Genomic DNA, 15,152 nt, shown 5'->3' on the forward strand with positions numbered 1-15,152 from the left:
GACGGGGAGACGGCGCCGGGCTCAGACGGCCGCGCTGTCCATGGGGAGGGTGATCGCCTCGGCGTCGGTGCCGCGCCCGGTGGTGAAGTACGGCGACCGGCGGACGTACTTGGCGACCGCGGCCATCCCGAGCCCGGCGAGGACGATGAGGGCGGGCAGGGAGAACATGAACCACCCGTTGTCGGGGCTGAGTTCGAAGTGGTCGCTCATGGTCAGGTACGAGTATCCGAGGTAGCCGCCGAGGCCGAGCAGCACCAGGCTGCTCGCGGCGGGCACGCCCACCGCGAGCACCGCCGTGCGCAGCCCCTCGTGACGGGCGGAGCGGAAGCGGACGGCGCACGCGAGCGCGGTGAGGCCGTAGTAGAAGGCGACGAGCAGCCCGATGGCGTTCACGGCGGCCAGCAGCATGTCGCTCAGCCGCGGGAGGGCGACGGCGAGCAGGGCGATCACGGTGGCGATGCTCAGCACGACGACGGTTCCGGCGGCGGGGGTGCCGTACCGCGGGTGCACCCGGGTCCACAGCGGCCCCATGGTGCGGTCGCGGCCCATCGCGAGCAGCCCGCGCGCCGTGGGGATCAGCGTGGACTGCACGGAGGCCGCGGCCGAGAACATCAGGGCGACCACGGGCAGGGTGGCCCAGGGTTCGGCGGCCAGCTTCTGCCCGAGGTACGGCAGGGCCTGCGGGCCGTTCCTGATGAGTTCGGTGAGGCTCATCTCCCGCTGGAAGGCGACCGAGGCGAAGAGGAACAGGCCGAGCATCGCGACCAGGGCGATCAGGCCGCCGCGGGCCGCGTCGCCCGGCTTCCTCGTCTCCTCGGTGACGCTGAAGGCCGCGTCCCAGCCCCAGAAGAAGAACACCGCGAGGACCATGCCCTGGGCGAAGGCGGTGCCGTCGGAGATCGCGAAGGGGTTGAACCAGGAGAAGGAGAAGGACTGGTCGCCGGTGATCAGGGCCCAGCCGCAGAACCCCAGCAGCACGGCGTACTCGAAGATCAGCAGCGCGAACTGGAAGCGGGTGGTGGCGCGGGTTCCGGTGACGGCGAGGGCAGTGAGGCCGAGCAGGAGCACCAGCCCGACGGCCGTGCTGACGCCGGTGGACGCCGGATCGAGGGCGATGCCCGCCAGGCTGTGGAGGCCGGCCTTGTTGGCGAAGACCAGGACGACCGACCCCATGACCGCGCTGGTGTAGGCGCAGAAGATGACCGAGCCGACTATGGTGACCCAGCCGGTCAGGAAGCCGGGCCAGGGGCCGAGGGTCTTGCCGACCCAGGTGTAGCCGTTGCCGCAGTTGGGTTCCGAGCGGTTGAGGCGGGAGTACGCGGTGGCGATGCCCAGCACGGGCAGGAAGGCGAGGAGCAGGAGCGCCGGCGCCTGCAGGCCCACGATGGTGGCGATGGTGCCCATGCCGATGGCGATGCTGGTGGTGGCGGCGGTGCTGGAGGCGGCGATGGCGACACCGTCGACGACACCGAGGGAGCGGCGCAGCCCGGTGCCCGGTCCGCCCGAAGGGGACGGTGGTGAGGCCACGGGGGGCGTGGACGGCTGGGGAGCGGGAGATGGCATGGAAGGCTCCTCGCGGGAAGGGGACGAGGGAAGAGCCGCGCGGGACTGTGATGGAACACCCGGGCTTCTCCTTGCGTCAATCCTGTTGACATAAGGCGGACGGGCCCCTTCACTGCCGGTACGCGGTCCCTCGGAGGGGCCGTGGCGAGAGGAGTCCCGGTATGCCGACCCGTGTCCCTCAGGAGCGCAGACGCCGACGCCCCACCCGGGCAGGGGTCCTGCTGTCGGAGGACCTGATCGTGGAGACCGCGCTGCGGCTGATCGGCGAGCACGGCCCGGAGGCGCTGAGCGTCCGCCGGCTCGGCACGGCCCTCGGCTGCGATCCGAGCGCCCTCTACCGCTACTTCCACGGCACCGACGACCTGGTGCTCGCCATCGCCGACCGGATCATCGGCGACGCCATGGCGGGCTTCGTCCCCGGGGACGACTGGGTGGCCGGGCTGCGTGAGATGGCCCTCCGGGTGCGCGCCGGATACCTCGCCCACCCGCGCGCGGCCGCCTTCGCCTCGTACCGGGTGACCCGGCGCGAGAACGAGATCCGTGCCGTGGAGACCGGGATCGCCCTGCTGCTGTCCGCGGGCTTCGCGCCGGCCGACGCGACGCGCCTGTATCTGACGTTCATCGACACCGTGCTCAGCCATGCGGCCATGGACGCCGCGTTCCAGGCACTCCCCCGACAGCAGCGCGACGCCGACCACCAGGCGTGGCAGGACGTCTACCAGCGGCTGGACCCCGCGTCGTACCCCGCGCTGACCGGCGTACGCCAGGAGCTGCACACCATGGGGAACAGCTCCTTCGAGGAGGCGGTCGAACTCCTGCTGGAGGCGCTGGCGGGCCGCGCCCCGGCGCGGCGGGCTCCGGAGCCGGACCCGCACTCCAGCAACTGAGGACCGGTCTGGGTGCCGAGGCCTCGACGGCACCGGCGCAGGGCCGGCCAGGGACCGGTCTGATCGCCGAGGCCCCGACGCAGGGCCGGCCGCCCGGGCGCCGGGCTTGGTCACCCGAGCCGGCGCACAGCCCTCACCCGTCCGGTACGAGGCTGTGGCGGCGCTCCACGGGCAGGACCGGGAAGGCGGGCGTGGCCCGGCTCCTCCGGCGCAGGCGCCACAGCTGGTTCAGCCGGTTCAGTCCGGCACCGCGCCTCGGGGCGGGACGGGGAACGCGCGCCGCCCGGAGTTTTGGGCGGAGGCCCCCACCGCTGGTTCAGTCCGGCACCGCGCCTCGGGGCGGGACGGGGAACGCGCGCCGCCCGGATTCTTCGGCGGAGGCCCCACCGCCGGTTCGGTCCGGCAGCGGGTCTGCGCTCAACGGCGCGGGCTGCCCGCGCCGCAGCGACTCGTACGCCGCCAGCACGATGCGCAGGGTGCGCAGTCCCGCCTCGCCGTCCGGGCGGGGGCGGCGCCCCGTGCGGCAGGCGTCCAGGAACTCGTCCAGCATCGCCGCGTCCAGGTCGTCGCCGCCCGGCTCCCAGCGGTCGCGGCCGGCCGTCTCGTCGAAACCGCCGAGCAGCCGGGGGAAGGCGTCGAACTCCACGATGCCGCGCTCGCCGACGCAGGTGAGGGTCAGGCCGCCCCACGTCGGGTGGTGCGCGGGCTGGCTCCAGCTGCAGTCGACGGCGGCCGTGACGCCGCTCGGGTAGCGGACGGTGACCAGGCCCGCCGTCTCCACGTCGAGGCCGAGATCGGCGTCGAGGACCGTGTTGGCCTGCGCGTACACCTCTTCCGCCGGCTCGCCGCCGAGCAGGACGTCCATGAGGTCGGCGAGGTGCACGGTGTGGTCCATCACCGCGCCGCCGCCCGCCAGCTCCCGGTCGCCGAACCAAGGCCGCGAACGGGCGGGGTTCCAGCCGTTGTTGGTGCCGTGCACGGCCACCAGCCGCCCGAGGCGGCCGTCCTCCAAGGCGGCGCGCAGCGCGGCGAACGCCGGGGCGAACCGCACCGGGTAGGCCGTCATGAGGCTCACCCCGGCACGGGCGCACACCGCCACGATGGCCTGTGCGTCGGCTTCCGTCGTGGCGAGCGGCTTCTCGCACAGCACATGCGCGCCCGCTGTCGCGGCCCGCTCCACGAGCTCTCGGTGCCGGGAGTTCTCGCTGGTGATCACGGCCGCGTCGAGCGGGGTCGCGAACACCTCGTCGAGGGTCGCGGCGTACGGCGCCCCGAGTCGCTCGGCCAGGGTCGGGCCGCGGTCGGGGTCGCCGGGCGGTGCGTCCGGATCGGCGGTGACGAGTTCCACGTCGGCGTGGTCCCGCAGCAGGCGGATGTACGCGGCCGCGTGGACGTGGGCGAAGGACAGGACGGCGATCCTCACGCTGCGTTCTCCTCGATTGCCTCGTTCTCTCCGGACCGGTGGATCGTGACGGCACGGCCGGTCCGGGCCGACTCGGCCGCCGCCTCGGCGATACGGACGGCCTCCACACCGTCGGCCGCGCCGACCCGGGGCTCGGGCCCCCGGCCGCTGAACGCGGCGGCGAACTCCCTGATCTGAGTGGCGTACGGCGACTGACCGAAGTCGCCCGCGGGGATGCCGTCGGCCCGCCCGCCGCCTGCACCGCCGACGATCCGCAGTCCGGGCGCGGCCAGCGAGTCGTGGCTGACCGTCCCGCCGGTCCCGGCGATGTGGAAGGTCGTACGGAACGGGGTGTCCTCGGGCGCCCACACGCCCACGACCTGAGTGACGGACCCGCCCGCGTGGGTGAGAACGGCTGTGCCGGCCGCGACGGCCCCCATCGGCGCGGGGGCCGTCACGTGTCCCGCCGTGTGTGCGTGCACACGGACGACTTCGCCGAACAGCCAGCGTGCGATGTCGAAGTCGTGGATCATCTGGTCCACCAGGATCCCCCCGGACCGCGCCGGGTCGGCGAACCAGGGGCTCCAGGTCGGATAGCACCCGGTGCGGGTGAACCGCGCCACGGCCACCCGGCCCAGCGCGCCGCCCGCGACGAGGTCGCGCAGCCGGGCGTACGCCGGGAAGAAGCGGACCACGTGGCCCGGGTAGAGCCGTACGCCCGCGGCCGCGGCGGCCTGAGCGACGTGCGCGGCGTCGGCGGTCGTCAGCGCGAGGGGCTTCTCGCACAGCACATGCGCTCCGGCGGCGACGGCGGCCAGACAGATCTCGCGGTGGGTGTCGGTCGGCGTGCACACATCGACCACGGTCGCCCCCCTGAGCGCCTCCTCCGGCGAACCGGCCGCGGTGGCGCCGAACTCCCGCGCCAGGCCGGGCGCCCGCCCGTCCGGCGCGTACACGCGGACCCGGGCGCCGAGCGCGGTCCAGGCGGACAGATGGATGCGGGCGATGCCGCCCGCGCCGATCAACGCCACGTCGAGTTCTGCCATCGGGGGAGCCTCCTGAGACGATGCCGGTCAGCCCTTGAGCGCGCCACTGAGGACGCCGTTGATGAAGTGCCGCTGGAAGAAGAGGTAGACGGCGACGACCGGGGCGATCACGATGAGCGTCGCCGCCGCGAGCAGCGGCACGTCGACGTCGTACTGGCCGGTGAAGAAGCCCAGCCCGGCCGGGGCGGTGCGCCGCGAGGGGTCCTGGACGAGGATCAGCGGCAGCAGGAACTGGTTCCAGCTCCACACGAAGTACAGCACTCCGAGCGTGGTGACGGCCGGGCGGGAGTTGGGCATCAGCACCCGCCAGAGCACCGACCACGACGACGCCCCGTCCAGGCGGGCCGCCTCGATCAGGGCGCGCGGCATGGTCAGGAAGTGCGCCCGCATCCAGAACACGCCGAACGGCATGAAGGCCGCGATCTCCGCCAGCGCCAGCCCCTGCACGGTGTCGGTCAGCCCGAGCGCCCGCAGGTCGTAGTAGAGCGGGATGACGGTGACCTCGGTCGGGATGGCCAGCCCGAGCAGCAGATAGCCGTAGAACGCGCCGCCGCCGGGGACGTCCATCGTGGCCAGCGCGTAGCCGGCGAGCGTCGCGCAGACCACGGCGGCCGGGACGACGGCCAGCGCGATCACCGCGCTGGAGCGCAGCAGCGACCCGAAGCCGGCCGCGGACCAGGCGTGGACGAAGTTCTCCAGATGGATGCCGTCCTTCGGCAGCGCCAGGCCCGTCAGCGGTGTACCGGCGGGCTGCACCGAGGCCAGCAGCAGCGACAGGAACGGCACGAGGACGGCGGCGCAGAACATCACGAGCACCGCGGGCGCGGCGAGCCCGCCGCCCTTGGACACGGAGGCGCGCGGGCCGGAGACGCCGGTTTCGAAGACGCTGGTTCCGGAGACGGTGCGGTTCGTCACGGGGCCTCCCTGGCAAGGCGGTTGATCACCAGCACGGCCGCCGAGATCACCAGGGTCAGGACGACTGCCAGCGCGCTCGCCAAGCCCACCTGACCGCCGCCGAACGCCAGCCGGTAGATGAGGACGCCCGGTACGACCGTGCTGTTGCCCGGGCCACCGCCGGTGGTGATGTAGATGAGGTCGAAGCTGGACAGCGCGGCGATGACCGTGATGGACAGGGCGACCGCGATCTCCGGCCGCAGCAGCGGCACGGTGACCGACCAGAACTCCCGCACCGGGCCCGCCCCGTCCATCCGCGCGGCTTCGTAGATCTCCCGGTCGATGCGCTGCGTCCCGGACAGGAACAGCACCATGCACAGCCCCGCGACCACCCAGGTGCCGATCAGCCCGACCGCGGGCAGCGCCCAGGTGAAACTGCCGAGCCACGAGTCCGCGAGCGACCCCAGACCCAGCGCGCGCAGCGCCTGGTTGAGGGTGCCGTCGTCCGCGTACACCCAGCGCCAGATCACCGCGACCGCGACCAGCGGGACGACCTGCGGCAGGAACAGCAGGGTGCGTACGGCGGAGGTGCCGCGCCGGCCCGGACGGCGGGCGACGATCGCGGCCGCCACCAGCCCCAGGCAGATCGGCAGCACGGAGAAGAACACGATCAGCGCCCCCGCGTGCCAGGCCGCCGCGCGCAGCTGCGGATCGGTGAGCACACGGCGGTAGTTGGCGCCCCCGACGAAGGACGGCAGGGTCACGCCGTCCCAGTCGAACAGCGACAGGTACGCGGTGTGCAGCGCGGGCGCGACGGCGAACAGCGTGTACGGCAGCAGGGCGGGCAGGAGGTACAGCAGCGCCACGGCACGGCGGCGCCGCCGCAGGGTCCGTGCGCGGCCGGGCGCCCGGGGCGGGCGGGCGCCGATCGCGCGGGCCCGCACGGGGCCGACGGTCCGGTCGGGGGTCGGGTGGGTCGTGGCGGTCATGAGTGGTACTGGTCGAAGTCGGCCTGCAGGGCGGCGAGGAACTTCTCCACGGAGACCTTCCCGCCCGCCAGCAGCTGGAGCTGGGTGGTCAGCGTGTCGGGCATGGTCGGTGTGGAGGCGTTCTGGATGAACGGCTGCAGCCCGGAGTCCTTGGCAATGGCCTGCCAGCCGGTGGCGACATCACCGAGCAGACCGCTCTGGGCGGGCATCGCGGAGGCGTCCGGGGCCATGAAGCCCGCCTTGGCGGTGACGGCGGCGGCCTGTCCGGTGGCGCAGAAGTCGAGGAAGGCGGCGGCCGCCGCGGCGTTCTCGGTCCTGCTGGACACGCAGTAGTAGACGCCGGCGCCGGTGGTGCGCAGCGTGCTGCCCGCCGTGGCCGGGGGCATCGGGAACAGGCCCGCGTTGGAGCCCTGGCCCTTGGCGACCGCGGCCGCCGCCCAGTTGCCGCTGATGCGGAAGACCCCCTCGCCCTTGGCGAAGGCCGCCGTGGCGTCGTTGTCACTGACGCCGTTGACCTTGGGTGTCACGTACCCGTTGTCGATCCAGCGCTTGAGGGTGGTCGCCGCCGTGACGGCCTCCGGGCCGGTGATCTTCGCGCCCTTGTGCCCGAACGCCCACGCCTGCCGGTCCGCCGGCTTCAGGTAGGCCGAAAGGAGCACGTTGAAGGGGTGGTTGAGGCCGCCGTCGAGGTTGCCCGCGACGAGCGCGGTCTCACCGGCCGCCTTGGCCTTGGCGAACAGCTCCTCCAACGCGGTCACCGTGGCGGGCGGGACGGTGATCCCGAGCTTCCGCACCCTGCTCTTGTTGTAGTAGACGCCCTCGTACGACAGCCCGCCCGGCACCCCGTAGAGCGCCCCGGTGCCGGTCGTCCTGCCGTCCGCCGAGAAGGTGATCTGGTCGAGTCCGGGGAAGGTGTCCGCCCAGCCGTACGCGGTGCCGTAACGGCTCATGTCCAGCAGGAGGCCGCCCTTGACCAGGTTCTGCATGCCGGAGACGAACTGGGCGATGTCCGGGGCGGAGTCGGCGGACATCGTCGTGTTGACGCTCTTGAGGTAGTCGTCCCAGCCGGTGTACTGCCGCTTGAACGAGACGTTGGGGTACTTCGCGTGGAAGGCCGCGAGCAGCCCTGGCGTCATGGTCGTGTCGTCCGCGTCGGCCACGACGAGGGTGATCTTCCCGGTCGGTACCGCAGTGGACACGGGACCCGAACTGCTGGGGGTGGCCGACGACTTGGCCCCCGGAGTCAGGGCGCTGCCGCACGCGCCCAGCAGCGGGGAGGCCGCGGCGAGCGCGGCGGCGGAGGTGAGGAGGGTGCGTCTGGACAGGTGGCCGGGGGCGGGAGAGGTGGGGCGCATGGCGTTCTCCAGGGACGGTGGAGACAGGGGTCGCCGGGTGGGGCCGGGCCGGTGGCGTGGGCATGGGCGGGGCACAGGGCGAGAGATCCACGCTGTTTAATAACGCAGTTGCGTTATATAATCGGCAGCGGGTTGGAGGCCGTCAAGAGCCGGACAGCCGTGGATCTGAGCGGTGGGGTGTCGGGCGGGGCGCCCTGCCTCGGCCGCGCGGTGAGGAGGATGCCTTGGCAGTCCCGGACATGGTGACCGAGCCGGAGGAGCCGGCCGTCTGGCCGCTCAGTGGCGCCGGGCAACCCGGCACGCCCGGCGCGCCGGCCGTGGTGGGCGTGGCGGACCTGCGGGTCACCAACGCGGCGGCCGTTCTCGCGGTCGTCCGCACGGCCGACCCGCACCCGCGGCTGTCCGAGATCGTCACCGCGACCAGCCTGTCCCGTCCCACGGTCGAGACGATCGCCGAGGAACTGGTCGACAGCGGACTCATCGAGGTCGTCCCCGCGGTACCCACCCGCGGTCAACGCTCCCCCGGCCGCCCCGCGCGCCGCTTCCGCTTCCGCCCGCACGCGGGATACGTCGTCGGTGTGGACGTCCGGCCCCGCTCGGTCACGGCGTGCCTGGCCGACCTCGACGGCACCCCGGTCGCCGTCCGGCGCACCACCGTACGCGCCGACGTGAGCGGCGCGGCGCGCGCCGAGGCCGTCACGGCGAGCGCGCTGGGCGCGATGGCGGACGCGGGCGTGGACGCGGCCCGGGTCTGGGCGGCGACCGTCGGCACCCCCGGCCTCGTCGACCGCCACAACACACGGGTGCGTCAGGCCGACAACCTGCGGTCCTGGGCTCGCACGGACGTCGTCGGGATCGTACGGGAGGCCCTGGGCTGCCCCGTCGCGGTGGAGAACGACGCGAACCTGGCCTGTCTGGGGGAGCAGTGGCGAGGGGCCGGGGCGGGTGGCACCAGCAGCGACATGATCTTCGTACTGCTCGGCGAACGCCTCGGCGCCGGCGTCATCGCCGGGGGCAGGCTGCTGCGCGGGCACCACGGGGCGGCCGGCGAGATCGGCTTCATCCGATTCCCGGAGGAGAACGGGAGCGGAAGCGAGGGCACGCGTGGGGGCGGGGCCGCTGCAGCGGGGCGGCGACCGGGGCTCGAGCCGTTGCCCGCCGCCGCGATCTCGGGCGCCGCGGGGGGCGACCAGGCGGCGGTGGCCGAGATCGCAGCGTACGGACGGCGGCTCGCGGAGGGTGTCGCGCCGGTGCTGCTCGCCCTGAACCCGGCCCTGGTCGTGCTCGGCACCGGCCGGTTCCCCTCGGGCGCGACCGCCCCCGCCGCCGAACTGCTGCTCGCCGCGGCCCGGGAACACGCGGACGGCCTGCTGGTCGACCCCCCGCACTGGAAGCTCTCCACGCTCGCCGACGACGCGGTCCTGACCGGAGCGGTGCACTTCGCCCTGTCGTCGGTGGAGGTGGTGCTGCGTACTCGGCCCACCAGCCTTGCTGCACAAGGAGTTTGACGCAGCGTCAGTAAGGTCGCTGTACTGGGGCGGAACGCAGGTGCAGGAGGTGTGGCGGTGGCAGGGCGGCCCAGTGCGGCGAGCCGGCCGCCTCCGGTCCGGAAAGGACGACGCGTGATGAACAGGAGATCCGTCTTGAGGGCGGGGACCGGCCTGCTGGCCGGCGGTGCCGCGCTCACCCTGCCGCCGGCCGCGCGCGCCGGCGCCGCGACGGCGGTGCCGGCCGCCGACCCGACCGAGGGCTGGACACAGACCTCGTTCACGTACAGCTGGCAGAAGCCCTGGAACCTCGACCTCGGCGACCGGCACAGCCACAGCGGCGGTGTCCACCGCATGTGGGTGTACGCCACGGACGAGCCGTTCGAGGAGGGCAGCTCCACCGACCCGCGCACCGAGATGCGCTGGAAGGTCGACTACAGGACGGGCGACCACATGTGGGACGCCGACGTTTACCTTCCGTCCGGCACCGACGGCGCGTCCTTCGTCCAGATCCTGCGGAGCGTCCGCCCCTCGGGCACCCCGGCCACCGACATCATGCTCAACGTCCATGACGCCGACGGTGGCACCGTGCGGCGCTACGACGGCACGGTGCTCAGGACCGGCGCGTACGACACCTGGTTCAACGTGAAGATCGCCCACCGGGCGAGCAGCGGGACCGGGACCATCAAGGTCTACTTCGACGACTCCCTCGTCCTGACGGTCGACGACCGGGGCCCCGCCACCCGCTACTTCAAGAACGGCGTCTACCACCACGGTTCCGGCCGTGCCGAGGCTCGCTTCCGCAACATCGTCTACTGGAGGCGGTGACCGGAGGGTGAGCGGCCTCCGACCCGCCCACGGGGCGTCCGACGGCCGACGAGCAGCAGGAACATCCGGTGTGATCCGGAACATACGTGTTCTGGGACATACGCACTCATCACCCGTTATGGGTAGCTTGGGGTGCTTGCCACCCCGGACGGCGCTGTCTCAGCGGGTGCACCGCCCACCGATCGCCCTTCCAGGAGACCCATGCGCCCCCGAATAGCCTCCGTGCCGCCCCTCGCCCTGGCGGGCGGTGCACTGACCGTCGGCGTCGGCGCGCTGTATCTGGCCGGACTGCTGATCACGGGCGGTGAGATCGAGGCGGGCACCACGGTGCGCGGGATGGATCTCGGGGGCCTCAGCCGTACGGAGGCCGTCCGCAAGCTGGACGAGCACCTGGCGGCCGTCGGCTCGCAGGAACTGGCCGTGAAGGTCGGAGACCGCAGCGGGACCGTCGACCCGCGGCAGGCCGGCCTCACCTTCGACGCCGAGCAGACCGTCGACCGGGCGCGGCGCACGGGCTCCGATCCGTTCAGCGTGATCGGCGGGTTCTTCCGCTCAGGGGAGGACATCGAGCCGGTCGTACGCCTCGACGAGAACAAGGCCCGCACCGCTCTCGGGAAGCTGGCGAAGACGCTCGACCAGAAGGTCCGTGACGGCGCCGTCAACTTCGCCGACGGCCGGGTCGAGCAGGTCGCCCCGCACGCCGGTTACGCACTCGACGTGGATGCGGCAGTCGGCACCCTGCGGACCTCGTTCCTGCGCGGCGAGGCGGACACGGTCACGGCCCTGCCCGCCCGCAGGACGGAGCCGCAGGTCACGGCGGCGGAGGTGCGACGAGCGGTGCGCGACTTCGCGCAGCCGGCGATGTCGGCGCCCGTGACGCTCACCACGGGCGGCAAGCACTTCACCATCAGCCAGGCCGTTCTGGGCGAGCACCTGACGATGCGGCCGGACGGCTCCGGCAGGCTGACACCGGAGCTGGACGGCAAGGGCCTGCGCCGGTCCCCCGCGGTGGCCCGTTCCCTGCTCGGCATCACCGCCACGCCCGAGAACGCCCGGCTGCGGCTGGACGGCGACCGGGTCGTGGTGGCCGACGAGGCCCGGACCGGCGTACGGATCACCGACAAGGCGCTGAGCAAGGCCGTGCTGCCGCTGCTCACCAAGTCGGGCGCCGCCCGCACCGGGGAAGTGGTCGCGCAACGGATCCAGCCGGAGGTGACCCGCGACAACGCCGCGCGGCTCGGGCTGACGGAGAAGATGTCCTCCTTCACCGTCCACTTCGAACCGGCCGCGTACCGCACGAAGAACATCGGGCGGGCCGCGCAGCTCATCAACGGCTCCGTCGTCATGCCCGACGAGACCTGGAGCTTCAACCGGACCGTGGGCGAGCGCACCGAGGCCAACGGCTTCGTCGAGGGCGTCATGATCTTCGACGATCAGTTCGCCAAGGCGCCCGGCGGCGGTGTCTCCGCGGTGGCCACGACCGTGTTCAACGCGATGTTCTTCGCCGGGGTCAAGCCCGTGGAGTACGGCGCCCACTCCTTCTACATCGAGCGTTACCCGGAGGGCCGTGAGGCGACGGTCGCCTGGGGCAGCCTCGACCTCAGGTTCACCAACGACTCCGGCAACGCCCTTTACATCCAGGCCGAGTCCACCGACACCTCGGTGACCATCACCTTCCTCGGCACGAAGAAGTACGACGAGATCAAGTCGGTCAAGGGGCCCCGCACCAACGTGGAACAGCCAAAGCGGAAGGTGAGCGCCGACAAGAAGTGCGTGCCGCAGACCCCGCTCGAGGGCTTCGACGTCACCGTCGAGCGGGTCTTCTACGACGACGGCAGGGAAGTGAAGCGGGAGCCGTTCCGCACCACCCACTACACCCCACGTGACGAGATCATCTGCGAAGCCTCCCCGTGATCCGAAAGCGGCCGCCAACGCGGCGTGACCTTCGGCACATCGGAGGTCTTCGGCCGCGCGAGTGGTTTCCCCTTGCACTTGTTGCTCATCGCGCACAGTTCCTGCAGCGCGAGCACGTGTCACCCGATCTCTGACGTAGCGTCAAATTCCTCGTCCGCGGCGGAAGACGGGAGGAACACTCACCTTCGGGTAAGTGGAATCGAATGTCAGTAAGCACTCTCGTCCGTCACTCCAGCCTCTAGTCTGTCGCCAGACCCCCCACAGGGCCTTCCCCCGCAGCGTGGGCGGGACTCCCGCCCGTGACCACCGAGAACAGGCGGCTGAGGGCATGCAACCACTGCGCCCAGAAGATCCCGAGCAGCTAGGGCCCTACCGTCTCGTGGCCCGTCTCGGAGCAGGCGGTATGGGCCGGGTCTACCTGGCGACGTCGTCGGCGGGCCGCACCGTCGCGGTCAAGGTCATCCGTCCGGAGATGACGGAGGACAAGAACTTCCGGATCCGCTTCCGGCGTGAGGTGGCGGCCGCGGCGGCGGTCGGCGGCGTCTACACGACACCCGTGGTGGACGCCGCACCGGACGACGAGACGCCATGGCTCGCCACCGCCTACGTCCCCGGCCCCACCCTGGCCGAGGCGGTCGCCGAACACGGGCCGCTGCCCATGGAGACGGTCCTCGCGCTGGGCGCGGGTATCGCCGAGGCGCTGATCGCGGTGCATGCCGAGGGACTGGTGCACCGCGACCTCAAACCGTCCAACGTGCTGCTGGCCGCGGACGGTCCGCGCGTCATCGACTTCGGGATCGTCCGCGCCCGGGACGGCTACGAACTCACCGGCTCCGGAGCCCTGTTCGGCTCCCTCGACTACATGTGTCCCGAACAGGCCACCGGTGATCCGATGGGGCCGGAGGGAGACGTCTTCTGCCTCGGCTCGGTGCTCGCGTTCGCCGCGTCCGGACACTCGCCGTTCGGTGGAGCCGTGGGGGCCGCGCTGCTCTACCAGGTGGCCCATGGTTCGCCCGACCTGACCTTGGTGCCCGAGCCGCTGGACAAGATCATCAGCCTCTGTCACGCCAAGGACCCGGCCCTTCGTATCACCCCCGACCGGCTCTCCGCGGCCTGCGCTCCCGGCGGCGCCGAACAGGTGCTGAAGGAGGGCTGGCTGCCCGAGCCGGTGGCCGCCATGGTCGCCGACCGCCGGGCGGCCGCGACGGACCTCGATCAACTCGCCCGCACGCCCGAGGCGGCCCCGGCCGACGTGTCGGCCCCGGAGCCGCCCGCGTCCGGTCGGCGCGGGCCGGCGTACGCGACGGTGGGGCGGTCGGCGTACGACACGGCGGCCGCCGAGGGCGGAAGCGGTGCGGTCGGCCGGGGCAGTGCCCGGGGAGCCGGTGGCATCGGCGACTGTGGGGCCGGGGGCACCGGTGGCGTGGGGCCGGCCGCCGAGCCGCCGGAACAGGAATCCTTCGTCCCCCTGGAGGAACCGGCGGCGGAACGTTCCGCCGCACCCGCACCCGTACCCGCACCCGCACCCGTACCCGCACCCGCGCCCGCACCTGCGCCCGCGCATCGCCGCACCCCCGCCCGCCCCGGCCTCTCCCGGCGCGCGGTCCTCGCCGCGAGCGCGACCGCGGGTACGGCGCTCGTCGGGGGCGCAGCCCTCGTCGCCGCCCGAAGAGGGTCGGGCGCAGAGGCGGTGCGCCCGCTCGGCCCCGCCCCCGAGCCGACCTGGACCTACCGCGGTGGCCCGCTGCTGCAGGCCCCGGCCGTCTTCCGTGACGGCACGGCCCTGATGAAGACCCGCCCCGGCAACATGGTCTGCCTCGACCTGGAGAACGGCTCCCAGCCCAAGTGGGTCTACCAGGGCATCAGCGTCTCTCCCACTCCCGTCCTGTTGACCTACGGTGCCGCGATCGCGCTCGGCACCGGCGCGACACTGATCGGCGTCGACCCGGCCACCGGCGCCGAGCAGTTCACCCTCGACTTCGGCCAGGACTTCCAGTTCGATCAACTGCTCGGCAGCTACGACGGCTACGCCGTCTCGGTCCTGGGGGCCAGTCTGGAGCGCAAGTCGGCGGAGCGGGGCGTCGCGACCTCCACCAACGCGGTCTTCGCCGTCGACCTCCGGGCCCGGCAGGCCATCGTCATACCGATCAACCCGGTGGACGTCGGCGTTCCGCTGCAGCCCGTCATCACCGACGAGTACTTCGTCTACGCCGACGGACTGCGCAACGTCGCGGTCCGCCACACCCGCGACGGCGGCAGCCTGCGCTGGCGGTACCAGGTGGGCTACGACCTCCGGCCCGGTCTGGCCGTGCTCGGCCAGACCGTCTTCGCCATCGGCTCCGAGTTCGTCGCCCTGGAACTGAGCACCGGAAGGCTCCGCTGGAAGGCGAAGGCCGAACGTGGCATGTTCGCCTCCCTCGGGGCGGGTGGCAACACGGTCTACGCCATCGGCACCGACCCCTACGGCGTCCACGCCTTCAACGCGGCGAACGGGTCCCGGCGCTGGTTCTGCGAGACCCCTCGCCTCAACATCGACAACCCGATCGCGGTGGGGGCGCACGCCGTCTACGTTCCGGCCTTCGAGAACAGGAACGGCTTCTATGCGATCGACACCGCCTCCGGCCGCCTGTTGTGGAACTTCACCGACGGCCGTGAAACCGGCGTCAACGACTGGCAGCTCTCCTGCGACGGAGCCGGACACCTCGTGGCCCAGCACTTCGACCGGGCCTACGGACTGCCTGTCACCTGACCGCCGGGGGCGAGAACGTCGGCCGCCGGCGGTCCTGG

The 15,152-nt window shown here is 72.5% G+C and carries 11 protein-coding genes; 5 read left to right on the plus strand and 6 right to left on the minus strand.

Annotated features, from left to right (window positions below):
- Positions 1-21: 21 nt before the first annotated feature.
- On the minus strand, positions 22-1,563 hold the full coding sequence (locus IE263_RS25320) for an APC family permease (protein WP_229911142.1): 1,542 nt from the start codon (positions 1,561-1,563) through the stop codon (positions 22-24).
- A gap of 161 nt (positions 1,564-1,724) precedes the next feature.
- Here IE263_RS25320 and IE263_RS25325 point away from each other — a divergent pair, with 161 nt between their 5' ends.
- Positions 1,725-2,450: a TetR/AcrR family transcriptional regulator gene (locus IE263_RS25325; protein WP_189940061.1), complete on the plus strand. Its 726-nt coding sequence runs from the start codon at positions 1,725-1,727 to the stop codon at positions 2,448-2,450.
- 316 nt (positions 2,451-2,766) lie between these two features.
- Here IE263_RS25325 and IE263_RS25330 read toward each other — a convergent pair whose 3' ends face one another.
- From IE263_RS25330 to IE263_RS25350, 5 genes are read right to left on the minus strand one after another with little or no spacing between them, the layout of a single operon-like run.
- Positions 2,767-3,873: a Gfo/Idh/MocA family protein gene (locus tag IE263_RS25330; RefSeq protein ID WP_189940062.1), complete on the minus strand. Its 1,107-nt coding sequence runs from the start codon at positions 3,871-3,873 to the stop codon at positions 2,767-2,769.
- Positions 3,870-4,898: a Gfo/Idh/MocA family protein gene (locus tag IE263_RS25335; RefSeq protein ID WP_189940063.1), complete on the minus strand. Its 1,029-nt coding sequence runs from the start codon at positions 4,896-4,898 to the stop codon at positions 3,870-3,872. Before IE263_RS25335 ends, IE263_RS25330 begins: the two co-directional genes overlap by 4 nt.
- A 27-nt stretch (positions 4,899-4,925) precedes the next feature.
- Positions 4,926-5,813: a carbohydrate ABC transporter permease gene (locus IE263_RS25340; RefSeq protein ID WP_229911143.1), complete on the minus strand. Its 888-nt coding sequence runs from the start codon at positions 5,811-5,813 to the stop codon at positions 4,926-4,928.
- Positions 5,810-6,781, minus strand: a complete 972-nt coding sequence (locus IE263_RS25345; RefSeq protein ID WP_189940064.1) for a carbohydrate ABC transporter permease — start codon at positions 6,779-6,781, stop codon at positions 5,810-5,812. Before IE263_RS25345 ends, IE263_RS25340 begins: the two co-directional genes overlap by 4 nt.
- Complete coding sequence (locus tag IE263_RS25350; protein WP_189940065.1) at positions 6,778-8,136, minus strand: ABC transporter substrate-binding protein; 1,359 nt, start codon at positions 8,134-8,136, stop codon at positions 6,778-6,780. The genes IE263_RS25345 and IE263_RS25350 overlap by 4 nt, the downstream gene beginning before the upstream one ends.
- Positions 8,137-8,360: 224 nt before the next feature.
- Here IE263_RS25350 and IE263_RS25355 point away from each other — a divergent pair, with 224 nt between their 5' ends.
- From IE263_RS25355 to IE263_RS25370, 4 genes are all read left to right on the plus strand, one after another.
- The gene (locus tag IE263_RS25355) at positions 8,361-9,644 is read left to right on the plus strand and encodes an ROK family transcriptional regulator (RefSeq protein ID WP_189940066.1); all 1,284 of its coding nucleotides are present in this window, start codon (positions 8,361-8,363) and stop codon (positions 9,642-9,644) included.
- A 117-nt stretch (positions 9,645-9,761) separates the two neighbouring features.
- Positions 9,762-10,451: a polysaccharide lyase family protein gene (locus IE263_RS25360; protein ID WP_189940067.1), complete on the plus strand. Its 690-nt coding sequence runs from the start codon at positions 9,762-9,764 to the stop codon at positions 10,449-10,451.
- A gap of 201 nt (positions 10,452-10,652) precedes the next feature.
- Positions 10,653-12,365 carry a VanW family protein gene (locus tag IE263_RS25365; protein ID WP_189940068.1) on the plus strand — a complete coding sequence of 571 codons (1,713 nt, stop codon included), beginning with the start codon at positions 10,653-10,655 and terminating at the stop codon, positions 12,363-12,365.
- A gap of 328 nt (positions 12,366-12,693) precedes the next feature.
- The gene (locus IE263_RS25370; protein WP_189940069.1) at positions 12,694-15,114 is read left to right on the plus strand and encodes a serine/threonine-protein kinase; all 2,421 of its coding nucleotides are present in this window, start codon (positions 12,694-12,696) and stop codon (positions 15,112-15,114) included.
- Positions 15,115-15,152 lie beyond the last annotated feature (38 nt).

This window comes from Streptomyces aurantiogriseus (assembly GCF_014649375.1).
GTDB classification, from domain to species: domain Bacteria; phylum Actinomycetota; class Actinomycetes; order Streptomycetales; family Streptomycetaceae; genus Streptomyces; species Streptomyces aurantiogriseus.

Coding starts and splice junctions, on each gene's coding strand:
- IE263_RS25320 (WP_229911142.1), bottom strand. CDS start 1,563: ATGCCATCTCCCGCTCCCCAGCCGTCCACGCCCCCCGTGGCCTCACCA.
- IE263_RS25325 (WP_189940061.1), top strand. CDS start 1,725: ATGCCGACCCGTGTCCCTCAGGAGCGCAGACGCCGACGCCCCACCCGG.
- IE263_RS25335 (WP_189940063.1), bottom strand. CDS start 4,898: ATGGCAGAACTCGACGTGGCGTTGATCGGCGCGGGCGGCATCGCCCGC.
- IE263_RS25345 (WP_189940064.1), bottom strand. CDS start 6,781: ATGACCGCCACGACCCACCCGACCCCCGACCGGACCGTCGGCCCCGTG.
- IE263_RS25350 (WP_189940065.1), bottom strand. CDS start 8,136: ATGCGCCCCACCTCTCCCGCCCCCGGCCACCTGTCCAGACGCACCCTC.
- IE263_RS25360 (WP_189940067.1), top strand. CDS start 9,762: ATGAACAGGAGATCCGTCTTGAGGGCGGGGACCGGCCTGCTGGCCGGC.
- IE263_RS25365 (WP_189940068.1), top strand. CDS start 10,653: ATGCGCCCCCGAATAGCCTCCGTGCCGCCCCTCGCCCTGGCGGGCGGT.
- IE263_RS25370 (WP_189940069.1), top strand. CDS start 12,694: ATGCAACCACTGCGCCCAGAAGATCCCGAGCAGCTAGGGCCCTACCGT.